Annotated in this window: 11 protein-coding genes; 4 read left to right on the top strand and 7 right to left on the bottom strand. The window is 71.3% G+C overall.

Annotated features, from left to right (window positions below; all coding sequences use genetic code 11):
- Positions 1 to 53: 53 nt before the first annotated feature.
- Positions 54 to 974, bottom strand: a complete 921-nt coding sequence (locus VK611_04600; protein HMG40581.1) for a D-isomer specific 2-hydroxyacid dehydrogenase family protein — start codon at positions 972 to 974, stop codon at positions 54 to 56.
- Between the two features lie 132 nt (positions 975 to 1,106).
- Between VK611_04600 and metH the strand changes: the two genes are divergently transcribed.
- A complete protein-coding gene (gene metH / locus VK611_04595; GenBank protein HMG40580.1) occupies positions 1,107 to 4,592 on the top strand; it encodes a methionine synthase in 3,486 nt (1,161 codons plus the stop codon).
- An 86-nt stretch (positions 4,593 to 4,678) separates the two neighbouring features.
- On the opposite strand, the gene VK611_04590 is transcribed toward metH, so the two are convergent.
- Positions 4,679 to 5,524 (bottom strand): hypothetical protein, encoded by an 846-nt coding sequence (locus VK611_04590; protein HMG40579.1) that lies wholly within the window; start codon positions 5,522 to 5,524, stop codon positions 4,679 to 4,681.
- Positions 5,525 to 5,602: 78 nt separating this feature from the next.
- Between VK611_04590 and VK611_04585 the strand changes: the two genes are divergently transcribed.
- Entirely contained in the window at positions 5,603 to 5,872 is a 270-nt protein-coding gene (locus VK611_04585; GenBank protein HMG40578.1) for a hypothetical protein, read from the top strand.
- The gene (locus tag VK611_04580) at positions 5,869 to 6,558 is read left to right on the top strand and encodes a TlpA disulfide reductase family protein (GenBank protein HMG40577.1); all 690 of its coding nucleotides are present in this window, start codon (positions 5,869 to 5,871) and stop codon (positions 6,556 to 6,558) included. Before VK611_04585 ends, VK611_04580 begins: the two co-directional genes overlap by 4 nt.
- Positions 6,559 to 6,574: 16 nt before the next feature.
- Here the strand turns inward: VK611_04580 and ligD are convergent, their stop codons facing one another.
- Positions 6,575 to 7,468: a non-homologous end-joining DNA ligase gene (gene ligD / locus VK611_04575; protein HMG40576.1), complete on the bottom strand. Its 894-nt coding sequence runs from the start codon at positions 7,466 to 7,468 to the stop codon at positions 6,575 to 6,577.
- Positions 7,469 to 7,483: 15 nt separating this feature from the next.
- A complete protein-coding gene (locus tag VK611_04570; protein HMG40575.1) occupies positions 7,484 to 8,362 on the bottom strand; it encodes a Ku protein in 879 nt (292 codons plus the stop codon).
- Positions 8,363 to 8,456: 94 nt separating this feature from the next.
- Here VK611_04570 and VK611_04565 point away from each other — a divergent pair, with 94 nt between their 5' ends.
- The gene (locus tag VK611_04565; protein ID HMG40574.1) at positions 8,457 to 9,545 is read left to right on the top strand and encodes a phosphatidylinositol-specific phospholipase C1-like protein; all 1,089 of its coding nucleotides are present in this window, start codon (positions 8,457 to 8,459) and stop codon (positions 9,543 to 9,545) included.
- Here the strand turns inward: VK611_04565 and VK611_04560 are convergent.
- The 3 genes from VK611_04560 to VK611_04550 all read right to left on the bottom strand — a co-directional run bounded on the left by VK611_04560 (position 9,535) and on the right by VK611_04550 (position 13,587).
- On the bottom strand, positions 9,535 to 10,512 hold the full coding sequence (locus VK611_04560; protein ID HMG40573.1) for a hypothetical protein: 978 nt from the start codon (positions 10,510 to 10,512) through the stop codon (positions 9,535 to 9,537). The genes VK611_04565 and VK611_04560 overlap by 11 nt on opposite strands.
- 69 nt (positions 10,513 to 10,581) lie before the next feature.
- A complete protein-coding gene (locus VK611_04555; protein HMG40572.1) occupies positions 10,582 to 11,529 on the bottom strand; it encodes a DNA-processing protein DprA in 948 nt (315 codons plus the stop codon).
- Between the two features lie 9 nt (positions 11,530 to 11,538).
- Positions 11,539 to 13,587, bottom strand: coding sequence for a RecQ family ATP-dependent DNA helicase (locus VK611_04550; GenBank protein ID HMG40571.1), 2,049 nt, complete (start codon positions 13,585 to 13,587; stop codon positions 11,539 to 11,541).
- Positions 13,588 to 13,608 lie beyond the last annotated feature (21 nt).

The raw sequence follows: 13,608 nt of genomic DNA, 5'->3' as shown, positions 1-13,608 counted from the left end.
AACCTCGACACTCGTGGCGCTCTGGCGACCACTTCTGTCGAGATTTCGGTCAGTCAGTAGCCGGCGGCGGGGTCGACGAGGCCGAGGAGGGGCTCGCCGGCGATGTGGCGGCGGACGTTGTCGGTCACCCGGGCCGACAGCAGCGGCACCGCCATCTCGGGCGTGTTGGCCGTGTGCGGGGTGATGATGACGTCGGGCCGGGACCACAGGGGATGGCCGTCGGGCAGCGGCTCGGGGTCGGTGACGTCGAGCCCGGCACCCGCCAGGGGCCCGTCGTCGAGCGCCGGGATGACGTCGTCGGTCACCACGTGCTGCCCCCGGGCGACGTTGACCAGCACGCCACCCGGCGCCACCAGGTCGAGGCGCCGCCGGTCGATCAGCCCCGTCGTCTCGGCGGTCAACGCCAGGGCCAGCACCACCACGTCGGCCCCGGTCAGCGCCTCGTCCAGCTCCGACGACGCCACCACCCGATCGGCCCCCGCCAGCGGCCGGGGCGTCGAGCGCACCACGGTCACCTCGCAGCCGAACGGACCGAGGAGGCGCAGCAGTGTCTCGGTGATCCCGCCGCCGCCCACGATCGTCACCCGGGAGCCCAGCAGGTACTCCCCCCGCCCCTTCGTCCACCGGCCGGCCCGGACGAACGCACCCAGCGAGCGCCGGCACGCCAGCGCCAGGGCCAGGGCGTGCTCACCCACCGGCTCGGCGTACACGCCCTTGGCGCAGGCCCACACCAGGTCGTCGTGCGCCCGCACCACCTCGACGTACGGCTCGATCCCCGCCCACGGCAGCTGCACCCACCGGATCCCCGGCTGGTCGTCGAGCAGCTTCGACAGACCGCCCGCGTCGCCGGCATCCGCCCACACCACCCCCTCGGCTTCCTCCGGCGGCACGACGACGCCGCCACCCGCCACCACGGCATCCTCCAGGAAAGACCGCACCCCCGCCGGCGCCACCGCTACACGAGAAGACCTCACCGACCCGAATCTACGCAGACGACACTCCCCCTTCGACCAGCCCCGAACCGGCCGCCCCGGCAGGTGACAGCGATTCGGAAGGGAGCCGGTAGTGACTGACCAGTAGCCTGGCCCGTACTTATGAGTCGCTTCATGGACCTCGTGCGCGAGCGGGTCGTCGTCTACGACGGTGCCTTCGGAACTTTCGTGCAGACCCTCGGCCTCACCGCTGACGACTTCGGTGGCCCCCAGTTTGAGGGCTGCAACGAGTTGCTGTGCATCACCCGCCCCGACGTGATCGCGGCGATGCACGACAGCATGTTCCAGGCCGGCGCCGACGTGGTCGAGACCGCCAGCTTCGGGTCGTTCTCCGTACCGCTGGGCGAGTACGACATCCCGGAGCGCGCCCACGAGCTGAGCCTCGCCTCGGCCCGCATCGCCCGTGAGGTGGCCGACGGCTACGGCGGCCTGGTCGCCGGGTCGATGGGCCCGGGCACGAAGTCGCCGTCGCTGGGCCAGATCGGCTTCGTCGAGCTGCGCGACGCCTACGAGGAGATGGTCCGGGGCCTGCTCGAGGGCGGCGTCGACGTCCTCGTCACCGAGACCCACTTCGACCTGCTGGCCCTCAAGGCATCGGTCATCGGCGCCCGCCGCGCCATGGCTGCCGTCGGCCGTGAGGTCCCCATCCAGGTGCAGGTCACCATGGAGCAGACCGGCACCATGCTGCTGGGCACCGAGATCGGGGCGGCGCTCGGCGCCATCGACGCGCTGCGTCCCGACGTCGTCGGCCTCAACTGCGCCACCGGTCCCACCGAGATGCACGAGCACGTGCGCCACCTCTCGCAGAGCAGCCGCCTCCCCATCGCCGTGCTGCCCAACATGGGCCTGCCGTCGGTGGTCGACGGCAAGATGCACTACGACCTCACGCCCGAGGAGTTCGTCGAGCACCAGACCCGGTTCGTCACCGAGCTGGGCGTGCAGGTCGTCGGCGGCTGCTGCGGCTCCACCGCCGACCACATCCGCCAGCTGGCGGATGTCGCCAAGGACCTGACGCCCGCGCCCCGCCCCGCCCGGCACGAGGACGGCGCCACGTCGATCTTCAGCTTCGTGCCCTTCCACCAGGACGCCAGCTTCCTGATCATCGGCGAGCGCACCAACGCCAACGGCTCCAAGAAGTTCCGGGACCTGATGCTCGACGGCGACTGGGACGCGTGCGTGAAGATCGCCCGCGACCAGGAGAAGGAAGGCGCCCACGTGCTCGACGTGTGCGTCGACTACGTCGGCCGCGACGGCACCGCCGACATGGATGCCCTGGCCAGCCGCTTCTCCACCCAGGTCACGGTGCCGCTGGTGTTCGACAGCACCGAGCCGCAGGTCATCGAGGCCGGGCTGCAGCACTGCGGCGGCCGCGCCATCCTCAACTCCGCCAACCTGGAGGACGGCGAGGCGCCCGGCAGCCGCTTCGACCGGATCTGCTCGCTGGCCAAGGAGTACGGCGCCGCGATCGTGTGCATGCTGATCGACGAGGAGGGCCAGGCCCGCGACGTCGAGTGGAAGCTGCGCATCGCCCACCGCATCCACGACCTGGCCACCCAGCGCTACGGCCTGGAGGCGGGCGACCTGATCTTCGACGCCCTCACGTTCCCGCTGTCCACCGGCGACGACGACCTGCGCCGCGACGCCATGAACACCATCGAGGCCATCCGGCGCATCAAGACCGAGCTGCCCGGCGTCTACACCACGCTCGGCGTCTCCAACGTGAGCTTCGGCCTCTCGCCCGCGGCCCGCCACGCGCTCAACTCGGTGTTCCTCCACGAGTGCGTGCAGGCGGGGCTCGACTCGGCGATCGTCCACGCGGCCCGGATCATGCCGCTCAACAAGATCCCCGAGGAGCAGGTCAACGTCTGCCGGGACCTGGTCTACGACCGGCGCGACCCGTCGACGGGGTACGACCCCCTCACCGAACTGCTCGACGTGTTCGCCGACGTGAAGGTCGCCGACCAGGTGAAGGAGGACCGGACCGGGTGGCCGGTCAACGAGCGCCTCAAGCACCGCATCATCGACGGCGACCGCGAGGGCCTCGTCGTCGACCTCGACGCCGCGCTGGCCGAGGGCACCACCCCGCTGGCCATCATCAACGAGGTGCTGCTGTCGGGCATGAAGGTGGTGGGCGAGCTGTTCGGGTCCGGGCAGATGCAGCTGCCGTTCGTGCTGCAGTCGGCCGAGACCATGAAGGCCTCCGTCGCCTACCTGGAACCCATGATGGAGAAGGACGAAGCGGGCGGCGGCAAGGGGCGCATCGTGCTGGCCACCGTCAAGGGCGACGTCCACGACATCGGCAAGAACCTGGTCGACATCATCCTCACCAACAACGGCTACGAGGTGCACAACCTCGGCATCAAGGTGTCGATCGCCGACATGATCGACAAGGTCCGCGAGGTGAAGGCCGACGCGATCGGCATGTCGGGCCTGCTGGTGAAGTCGACGCTGATCATGCGCGACAACCTCGAGGAGCTCAACAGCCGCGACCTGGCCGGCATCCCGGTGCTGCTGGGCGGCGCCGCGCTCACCCGGTCGTACGTCGAGCGCGACCTCCGCGACGTGTACGAGGGCCGGCTCTTCTACGGCAAGGACGCCTTCGAGGGCCTCCACGTGATGGACAAGCTGGGCGCCATCAAGCGCGGCGCCGAGTCCGACGATCCCGACTGGGGCCGGGTGCCGTCGGAGTCACGGGTGCCGTCACGGTCGTCCCTGGGCCTCGGGGACAAACCCGAGCCGTCGACCGAGGACCTGCCGCCCCGATCGCCCGACGTGCTCACCGACAACGAGGTGTTCGCCCCGCCGTTCGTGGGCGCCCGCGTGGTCAAGGGCCTGCCCCTCGACGACATCGCCGGCTACATCAACGAGACCGCGATCTTCCGCAACCAGTGGGGCTTCCGTCCCGAGAAGGACGCCGCCGGCAAGCCCGAGTCCGACGACGAGTTCAAGACCCGCCTCCGGTCGACGCTGCGCGACGAGATGGCCAAGGCCAAGGCCGACGGCCTGCTGGTGCCCCAGCTGGTCTACGGCTACTTCCCGGCCAACAGCGACGGGAACGACCTGGTCATCTGGACCGACGAGCTCCGCAGCGAGGAGCGCATGCGCTTCTCGTACCCGAGGCAGACGAAGGCGCCGTACCTGTGCATCGCCGACTTCTTCCGGCCCGCCGAGAGCCCCGACGTCGACTACGCCGCCTTCCACATCGTCACGATGGGACCGGCCATCTCGGAGCGCACCGCCAAGCTGTTCGCCGGCGACCGCTACCAGGAGTACCTGCTGCTCCACGGGCTCGGCGTCGAGATGGCCGAGGCGCTGGCCGAGTACTGGCACCGGCGCATCCGGGAGGAGTGGGGCTTCGCCGACGAGGACGGGCCGTCGCTGGCGGGGCTGTTCAAGCAGCAGTACCGCGGCGGCCGGTACTCGTGGGGCTACCCGGCCTGCCCGGACCTCGAGGACAACGAGAAGGTGCTGGCCCTGCTGGGCGGCGAGCGCATCGGCCTGGAGTGCAACGAGGACACGGGCTTCCAGTACCAGCCGGAGCAGTCGACCTCGGCCCTGATCTGCCACCACCCCCAGGCGAAGTACTTCGTCGCCCGGTAGCGCCCCGACCCGACCCGACCCGAAACTTCGACACCGATGGTCCTCTGGCGACCAGTTCTGTCGAGGTTTCGGGGGGGGTGTTCCCCTCAGTCGCTGCGGTCGGACCAGCGGGTCCAGTTGGGGCGCGGGGCCTCCTCCTCGTCGCCGCGCGTGTAGGCGCCGCCGGGCGTCGCACCGGGGAACTGGCTGGGCCACACGGGCCGGGTCGGCGGACCGGGTGAGTCGCCGTCGGACGGGAAACCGCTGTCGACCAGGTCCTTCGTCGACTGCGGCCGTGCCACGGGCTGCGTGAGCGGGCCCGACCAGTCGGCGCCCGACGGCAACGGCGGGTAGACCGTCGGGTACCCGGGAGCGGAGCCGGGAGGAGTGTGACCACCGGGGACGCCGGTGACCGCGGGGACGCCCGGGGGGCCGGCGGTGGGGGCGATCCAGTCGGGATCGGGCCGGAGGCGGCGCGCCGTCACCACCATGCCGAGGCCCACCAGCCAGCCGGTGTACAGCCCGAACTGCACGCCGTCGTTGAAGCCGCGCACCACCAGGGGCAGGGCACCGCCGACCGAGTCGGCGAGGGTGCCGTCGAGGGCGAATGCGTCGGCCGCCGCCAGGAACACGCCGCCGGCCAGCGCCGCCCCGACCATCACCGTGCCCCAGCCGGCCAGGAACGACGCGGGCGCCGACCCGACCTGTCCGGAGATGCCCGCGCCGATGAACACCACCACGAGCAGCAGCACGACCTTCGACACGATCGGCCCGACCATGTCGCCCCCGCCACCGAACGTGTTGGTCGACCAGGCGGGGAAGGTGGTGAGCGACGAGAGGAACGGCCGGATCTGGGCGTCGGCGTCCACGGCCTGATCGATCGCCGGCTGGCTCCCCAGCGCTGCCACCAGCAACGCCGTGATCGCCACCGCAACCCAACCCGATCGCGCCATCCGCTCCGTTCTACCTCACGGGTGCGCGGCTCGCTGGAGGTGCGCCACTAACCTCACGGACGGCGGGCTGGGGCCCACATGGATTCGACCGCTACCGCCCTCTCGTTCCTCACCGTCCTGACCCTCGTCGCCGCGCCCGCGATCGCCGGCGTCGCCACCACCCGCGCGGTCAGGGCCCGGTCGCGGGAGGCGTGGGCTGGCGTCGTCCGACCGCAGGTCGACGAGGGCGGCGGGGTTGCCGCGGTGTGCCGCGCGCTCAGCGGCTGCGGCCCGATCCTGGCCCTGCTGATCCCTGCCCGTCCGATCCGTTCGATCCGTACCATCACTGCCCTGGAGCCCCGTCCGTGAGCCTGAGCAACCCGACCCTGCTGACCGGCGACGACGGCCACACCCGCGCCACCACGCTGCCGGTGATCGCCATCGGCGCCGTCATCGCCGCCGCGCTGCTGGCTCTGCTGGTGTCGTTGCTCCGGGGCGAGGACGCGGTGGACACCGAGTTCGACTCGGCCCTCGCCACGGTGGAGGGGAGGCGCCTGGCCGAGCTGCCCGAGGACGCTGGCACCGATCCCGCCGTCGGGCGGCTCGCCCCCACGCTGCTCGGCGAGGACCTCGAGGGCAACGACGTGGCCCTCCCCACCGCGGGGCGGCCGACCGTCGTCCTCTTCGTGGCCCACTGGTGCCCGCACTGCCAGGCCGAGGTGCCGGTGGTGCAGCAGTGGCTCGAGGCCGGGCGCAAGCCCTCGGGCGTCGACCTGCGGACGGTCGCCACGGCGATGGACCAGACCCGGCCCAACTACCCGACCTCCGACTGGCTCGACGACGAGGGGTGGACATCCCCGGTGATCGCCGACGGCGACAACCACGCCGCCTCCGCCTACGGGCTCTCGGCGTTCCCCTTCTGGGTCGCCCTCGACGCCGACGGCAAGGTGGTCCAACGCGTCACCGGCGAGCTGACCCCCGCCCAGATCGACGCGCTCTTCGCCACCGCCGCCGCGTCGACCCCGACGCCTCCCGCCGCCTTCGCCCCCGGCTGAGGACCCCCGCCGGCGGTCAGGCGATCTTGGGGAGGTGCTGTTCCATCGTGGCGACGGGGGCGAAGAGGTCGCCGTGGGCGTCGACACGGGCGAGGACGTCGGCCATCAGGAACACCAGTGGGTCCTTGCCCGACGATCCGGCCTCGACCTCGTCCCAGCTCAACGGTGTCGACACCGTGGGCTGCGGGCGGGCCCGGAGCGAGTAGACGGCCACGGTCGTCTTGTGCCGGCTGTTCTGGCTCCAGTCGACGAAGATCTTGCCGGGCCGGACGGCCTTGGCCATGGTCGAGGTGACCGCATCGGGCGCCGCCCGCTCCAGCAGCTGGGCGATCGCCTGGGCGAAGGCGCTGCACTGCTCGTGGGTGTGGGGCGAGTTCAGCGGCACGTAGACCTGCATGCCCTTCGACCCCGACGTCTTGGGGAACGCCTCCAGGCCGAGGCCGTCGAGGGCGTGGCGGATGTCGAGGGCCACCTCCGCGCACTCCCGGATGGCGGCGGGGGCGCCCGGGTCGAGGTCGAACACGCAGATCGCCGGTGAGTCGATGTCGTCGCCGTAGGCCATGGGGGCGTGGATCTCCAGGCCTGCCATGTTGGCGGCCCACACCAGGGCGGGCGTCGAGTCGAGGCAGCAGTAGTCGATGCCGCCCCGCCGGTCGCCCGGGCCGAGGACCGTCGACAGCCAGTCGGGCCGGTGCGACGGGCAGCGCTTCTCGAAGAACGAGTTGCCCTCGACGCCGTCGGGGAAGCGCCGCAGCGTGACCCCCCGGTTCCGCACGTGCGGCACCATCACGGGAGCGACGCGGGCGTAGTAGTCGATGACCTCGGCCTTCGTGGTCCCCGTCTCGGGATAGAGGACCTTGTCGAGGTTCGACAGCTTGAGGCGCCGCCCCTCAACCTCGACCATCGGCATGCCGGAGAGAGACGCCTAGGCCGACTTGCGCTTGGCGGGAGCCTTCTCGTCCGCCTTCTTGCGGGCCTTCGCCGCCTCAGCCGGCGGCTTGGCCGTAGGGTGGCGCCCGCGGGCCTCCTTCGCATCGCGGACACTCTCCTCGAGCGCCGCCATGAGGTCGACGAGCTTCTCCTCGGTGGCGGCGGCGGGTGGGGCGACCAGCTCTTCGCCGGCGGCCTTGCGTTCGATGAGGTCGTGCACCCGGATGCGGTAGTCGTCCTTGAAGCGGTCGGCGTCGAACGGCTCGGTGAGCGAGTCGACCAGCTGGCGGGCCATCGTGAGCTCCCGCTCGGACACGTCGGCGTCCTCGACGCCGTCGAGCTCTGCCAGCTCGGCCGGGTCGTTCACCTCGTCGGCGTAGACCATCGTCGACAGCACCAGCACGCCGTCGTCGGCCCGCAGCACCGCCAGGTACTGCTTCGACCGCATCACGAACCGGGCGATCGCCACCCGCTGCTGCTCCTCCATGGCCTGCACCAGCAGGGCGTAGGGCTTGCGGGCGGCCTTGTCGGGGGCGGCGTAGTAGGCGGCGTCGTAGAAGATCGGGTCGATCTCGGTGAGGTCGACGAACTGCTCGATCTCGACGGTGCGGCTGGCCTCGGGGTCGAGCGACCCCAGCTCGGCGTCGTCGAGGAGCACGTAGTCGCCGCTGGAGAGCTGGTAGCCCTTGACGATGGCCTCCGACGGCACCTCTTCGCCGTCGGCGTCGGACACCTTCTTGTAGCGGATGCGCGCACCCGTGCGGCTGTCGATCTGGTTGAACGACACGCTCTTGCGTGACACGGCGTTGTAGAGCTTCACCGGGATCGAGACGAGCCCGAAGCTGACCGCACCGCTCCAAATTGCGCGAGGCATGCCGTCAGTATTCCCGTTGGGAAGGCTGGTTATCGAAAAAAGGGCACGGGCCGCTGAGTTCGAGCATGCTGACCCCATGCGTTACCGGGGGGCAATGCTGTCGTTACCTCTGCTCGTCGGCGCCTGTTGTGCGCCCGGCGACCTCGATTGTCCCGAGCTGCGGCTCAACGACATCCAGGTCCTGGCGAGCCACAACAGCTACCACGTCGAGCCGGAGCCGGCGCTGATGAGCGCCCTGCGAGGGGTGATCGGCGACCAGGCGAACGGGTTCGAGTACACGCACCTGCCGCTGGCGTCGGAGCTGGACCACGGCGTGCGGTCGATCGAGCTCGACGTGTTCGTCGACTCACCGGCGGGCGGCCACTACGCCTCGCCCAAGTTGGTGCCGTTGCTGGGGCTGGCACCGGTCGACCCGCGCATGAGCCAGCCGGGGCTCAAGGTGTTCCATGTCCAGGAGGTGGACTTCCGCTCGTCGTGCCCGACGTTCGTGTCGTGCCTGCAAGAGGTGAAGGCCTGGTCGGACGCCCACCCGGACCACCTGCCGATCGTCATCCAGCTCGAGCCCAAGGACGACTCGATCGGCGACCCGGTGGGCCTCGGCTTCGTCGACCCGCTGCCGTGGACGACTCCGGCGTTCGGCACCCTGGAGGCGGAGATCGCCTCGGTGTTCCCGGCGTCGCGCCTGATCCGGCCGGCCGATGTGCTCGGCGACAAGGCCACGCTGCGTGAGGCGGTGCTCGCCGACCAGTGGCCGACGCTGTCGGACGCCCGGGGCCGCGTGATGTTCACGCTCGACGACACCGGCGCCGAGCGAGCGCTGTACCGGGCGTTGCGACCGCAGGTGCGCGACCGGCTGATCTTCGCCGCGGCCGCTCCGCCCGACCCCGAAGCTGCCGTCGTCGTGATGAACGACCCGTTCGACACGGCCGGGATCCAGTCGTTGGTGGCCGACGGCTACCTCGTCCGTACCCGGGCCGACGCCGACACCGTGCAGGCCCGGACGGGCGACACCTCGATGCGCGACGCCGCCTTGGCCAGCGCCGCTCACCTCGTCTCCACCGACTACGTGGTCGCCGATCCTCGCTTCACCTCCTATGTGGTGACGCTGCCGGGCGGCGGCTCCGCCCGCTGCAACCTTCTCTCCGCTCCGGCCGGCTGCCGCGCGGCCCAACTCACCGAGTAGCTCCGACCAGCTCGGCGCTCGGGGCGACGACGCCCCGGAGGACGCGGAGGTGGGCCTCGTTGCGCCCGGCGCGGACCTGCTCGACGACCTCGTCGGGGTAGTGCCACACGTCCGTCTCGGACACCCTCACGACGACGAAGCCGGCGGCTTCCAGCCGGGTTCGACGGTCGGCGTCGGCCTGCCGGTCGAGCAGGCTGGCATGGAAGCGCTCGCTCTGCACCTCGAGGAGGAACGGGAGCTCCGGGTCGGCGAAGTCGACGCGACCGATCCAGCTCTCGTCGCTGCCGACGTCCACCTGGCGCCGCAGCTCCGTCCGCCACCGGCCCTTGAGGATCTGCGCGACCCGGCCCTCCAGCCCGCTGGCCGGCGGCACGTAGTCGGGCCCGCGCACCCGCAGGATGTCGCGCATCGTGGCGATGCCGGGGCGTCTTCGTCGTGTCAGCTCCCGCAACATGGCGTGGAGGGTGGCGCCCGAGACGAGCCGGAGGCTCCAGGCGTTGTCGACCGCTCGCTCGATCCGTTGTCGCGGCATCCGCGGCATGCCCGCCAGGTCGAACAGGGCCCGGGCCGGGCTGACCACGGGGATGCCGTCGAGGACTCGGACGTGGTGGTCGGGCAACGGCACGGCGTCGTGGACCAGAGCCAGGCGACGGGACCGACGCCGCCCGTCGTCGGTGCGGGTGACGTGGAGCTCGCACCGCGTGAACCCGGGCAGCCTCCACCAGGCGAGCGCCGACGTGTGGGACAGAGCCGAGCCCGGCCCGGCGTCGAGGACCGCGGCCAACACCCGCTGCGCCTCAGTCTGCGGCGCCCCGAGCAGCCGGAGGACCCGGGGAGAGACGGGCGCCAACTGACCGTTGCGGACGAGCCACTGCTCGCCCTCGTGGTCGAACCCCGCCTCCCGGAGTTGCCCGCTGGTGACGAGTGCGTGCTGGGCAGCCATGACCTCACGAGGAATCTCGAACATGCCCCCATCATCCCGACCCCCTGTAACAGTCAAGGCCCGGAAGCCCCGACCAATCCCGGCGATCCGGTCTCAGAGGCCGAGGCCGAGTTGGGTCGGTGAGGGAGTGGGGCGGTCCTCGGGGTTCGGGAGGGGGAAGAGGGCCTCGGTGGTGCTGACGGGGTGGGCGCCGTGGGTGACGAGTTGCGCGTTGCCGGCGGCGCTGCCCGGGCCGGTCCAGACGAGGACCGGTGCTGAACCGTGGCGCAAGGCCTCGACGGCACCCGCCCATGTGCCACCACGTTCGGCGTCGGCCGCGACGACGAACGTCGCGGCGGAGAGGGCGTAGACGACCTTGTTGCGGCCCATGGCGCTGGCCACCGTGAAGCCGGCGGTCGGCTTGTAGGGCGTGCACAGGCACATCCGGCCCGACGAGATCGCCCGCCGCACGTCGGGATCGCGGGTCGCCCGGAGAAGCGAGTCGGCGAGGACACCGACGACCGCAGCTCCCGCTCCGAGGGCAGCCTGCATGGCGATCTGGTCGACCCCCTCGGCGCCTCCGGCGACGACGCCCGTGTCATGCAGCGCGGCCTGGCCGACGGCGCGGACGACGACCTCGGCGCCGGCCGGGCTCACGTCGCGCGAGCCGACGACACCGAGCAGCTGCCGGTCGGCAAGGGCGATGTCGCCAGCGACGTGGAGGACGGGTGGTGCCGTCGTGCCGAGGCGTTCGCGCAGGTGAGCGGGGTAGTCGGGATCGACCGAGGCGACCAGCCTGATGCCGCCCTGTTGCAGGTCGTCCATCTGGAAGGCGAACCCCGGGGCGGCCTCCAACAGCCGGGCGATCCGTTCTGCCTCGTCGGCACCGATGCCGCCCACCTCGGCGATCGCGGCGGCGTCGAGGCCCAGCAAGCGCGCCGGATCAGGGAAGCGTTCGAGCAGCGACCAGTACTCCGACGCCTTGAGAGGCCGGGCATCGACCTCGACCAGCCGCTGGACCAGCAACAGCGCCGCCAGCGAACCATCGGAGCGCGGGGGCATCTCGGGTGTTCACGCCTTTGCGAGGACGAACGGGTGGACGGGACCGCTGCCAGCCTCGCGCAGGGCGACGCCGACGACCGTCAGCGTCCATCGGGAGTCGACCGTGTCGTCGAGGAGCAGGACCGGACCCGACGGCGGAGGTCCCGCGAGCGCGAAGGCCCCGCTGACGTTGCGCAGCTGCTGCGCACTGTTCGCCATCTCCTTCTGCGGCAGCGACGGCCGTTGGCGCCGGACGACGTCTTCGAGCGGCAGGCGGAGCTCGGAGGCCAACCGCTGGGCGAAGTCCCACAGGTCACCGCGCCCCGATGCGGACGGGACACAGGTCAGCCATGCCGGCCGAGGCTCCGGCGCCCACTGCTCCACAGCCCGAGCAGCCGCCCGGACCAGCTCGTCCGGATAGCGGTCCTTCTCGTCCTTCGAGCGTCGCACCACGTCGCCCCAGCCGCCGTCGCCGAGCCGGCTCAAGGCGCGCCCCTCGCCCACCTGCACGTCGGCCGGTATGGCCCCACGGCGATCGGAGCCGCCGGCGATCCATCGTCGACGTGGCTCCACGACGACCGGCCGCCGGCGCAGGTAGTCGGTCGCGGCAGCCACCAGCGAAGCGTCGAGGGTCAGGTCCATGCGGCGCCCGGAGCAGTTGTCGCAGCGCCCACACGGCCCGGAAGGCGGATCGTCGAGCTGCTCTCGGAGATACGCCATCCGGCACCTCTCGGTCAGTCCGTAGTCCTGCATCGCCGCCTGCTCGCGACGCCGGAGCGCCGTGACCCGCTCGGCGCGGGCGTCGTCGTAGGCCCATTCCTGCAGCGTCCGACGCCACCGCCCCTGCACGCGCTCCACCGCTCCGTCGACCTCGAGGACCTTGAGCATGTTCTCGAGCACGGTGTGACGGACGTTGACGTGGCGCTCGATCTCCACCGGGGAGACCGGTTCGCCGCTGCGCTCCAGGAGGTCGACGACCGCGACAGCCGTCGCCTGCGGCGGGAAGGCCGTGGTGATGAAGTGGTCCTGGATGCGTTGGTCCTCGTGACCCAGCAGCAGCACGGCATCGGCCCGGTCGAGTGCCCTCCCGGCCCGGCCGACCTGCTGGTAGTAGGCGATCGCCGATCCGGGGCTCTGGTAGTGGACGACGAAGCCGAGGTCCGGCTTGTCGAAGCCCATGCCGAGCGCGGAGGTGGCCACCAGCGCCTTCACACCGTTGCTCAGGAGGTCCTCCTCCGAGGTGACCCGGAGCTCGTCTTCCTGTTGACCGTGATAGGCGACCGCCTCGATCCCCCGGGACCGCAGCCACCCGGCGACCCGTTCGGTGTCGTCGACCGTGAGGCAGTAGACGATCCCGGCACCGGGCAGCCGCGGCACCATCTCGGCCAGCCACGCGAGCCGCTCGGCCTGCCGCGGCAGCGCCACGACGGCCAGGGCGAGCGACGCCCGGTCGAGTGGCCCGCGGATGGTCTCCATACCGCCGAGCTGGCTGTCGATGTCCGCGACCACCCGGTCGTTGGCGGTCGCGGTGGTGCAGAGGACCGGGACGGAGCGTGGCAGCATCCCGAGCACGCGGCCGATCCGGCGGTAGTCGGGCCGGAAGTCGTGGCCCCAGTCGCTGATGCAATGGGCTTCGTCGACGACGATGAGGCCGATGTGCCGCGCGAGCTCGGGCATGATCGCCTGCCGGAACCGGTCGTTCCCCAGGCGCTCGGGCGAGATGAGCAACAGGTCGACCTCGCCGGCGGCGATCTCGTCGGTGATCGTGTTCCACTGCTCGGCGTTGGTGCTGTCGATCCGGCGCGCCACCAGCCCGATCCGGGCCGCCATCTGCAGCTGGTTGCGCATCAGGGACAGCAGCGGCGACAGCAGCACGGTGGGGCCGGCGCCCTGCTCCCGCAGCAGCCGCGTGGCGATGAAGTACACCGCGCTCTTGCCCCACCCGGTCTTCTGCACGACGAGCACCCGGCTCCTGGAGTTGACCAGCAGGTCGATCGCCTCGGCCTGGCCCGGTCGGAACGCGGACGCCGCTCCACCGGTGAGCTCCTGCAGGATCTTCTCTGCCACACCCGATTCCATGGGCCCCATCATGACCACGCC

The sequence above is a fragment of the Acidimicrobiales bacterium genome (genome assembly GCA_035316325.1).
GTDB lineage: Bacteria > Actinomycetota > Acidimicrobiia > Acidimicrobiales > VFJN01 > DASXTK01.
This window is presented reverse-complemented; position numbering and strand designations above follow the sequence as displayed.